Annotated in this window: 1 protein-coding gene; it reads left to right on the top strand. The window is 67.4% G+C overall.

From position 1 onward, the window contains the following. Window positions 1–39: 39 nt before the first annotated feature. Window positions 40–1,065 (top strand): ABC transporter permease (locus tag WDW90_RS37430; protein WP_336492774.1); only part of this gene is annotated, 1,026 nt, incomplete at its 3' end.

Here is a 1,065-nt window from a genome sequence, read left to right as displayed (position 1 = left end):
CGGGATGAGCGTCTACGCCGACTGGCCGCGTGCCCGGCGATGAAGCCGCCCGCGCAGCCCGGCCTCCTGCTCGTCGCGACGCGGGAACTGCGCTGGATGTGGCGCGACCGCCTCGCGCTCTTCCTCGCGCTCGGGGTTCCACTGATCGCCGTGGCGATCCTCGCCGCGACGTTCAGCAATGTCGTGATCCGCAACCTCCAGGTCAGCGTCGTCGATGCCGACCGCTCGCCGACGTCGCTGGTCTGTGTCCAGGCCATCGCCTCAGCACCGGGCGTCAGCGTCGCGCACCGATCCGGCGACATGACGAGCGCGATGCACGCGGTTCGATCCGGCGAGGCAATTGCGACCGTCTACATCCCGGAGAATTTCGAGCGCGATTTCGTCGCGGATCGGCGTCCTCAGATCGTCGTCCTCTACAACCGTCAATACTTCACGCCGGGCAACAGTGCGTCCGCGGCTCTGTCGGCCGGCATCGCGGCGGCAACGGCGACGCTCGCTCCGACCGAAGCATCACGGGGCAGATCGTACGCGCCGGGATCTCTCGTGCTCGAGCAGTACGTGCTGACCAATCCTGCCTTGAACTACGCCCAGTTCCTGTTGCGGGCCGTGCTCCCGCACGTCCTTCACGTCATCACGGCGATCGCCGCTGGATATGCCGTCGGCTCCGAGTTCTCGCGACGCAGCCGCCGTGCCTGGCTCCGGGCAGCCGGCGGCAGTTGCCTCACTGCCCTGGTCGGCAAGCTCGCGCCGCTGTTCGGCATCTTCCTGCTGATGATGGCCGCCGAGGCCGGCCTCATCCATGGACTGTTCCATGTCCCGTTCCGCGGCGACTCCCTTCTCATCGGGGCGGCGGCGATCCTCCTGGTCGCGGCTTATCTGTCGCTCGGCGCGCTGTTGCAGCTTCTGACCGGCAATCTCGCGCTCGGCATGAGCCTGACCGCGATCATCTGCAATCCGGCCTTCGGATTCGCAGGCGTCGGCTTTCCGGTGCTCGCCATGAACGGGTTCGCGCGCCTCTGGGGCGACCTGCTGCCGCTGCGCTGGTACATCCAGATCCTGTTCGAC

It is taken from the genome of Methylobacterium nigriterrae (genome assembly GCF_037106235.1).
Classification (GTDB): domain Bacteria; phylum Pseudomonadota; class Alphaproteobacteria; order Rhizobiales; family Beijerinckiaceae; genus Methylobacterium; species Methylobacterium nigriterrae.
This window is presented reverse-complemented; position numbering and strand designations above follow the sequence as displayed.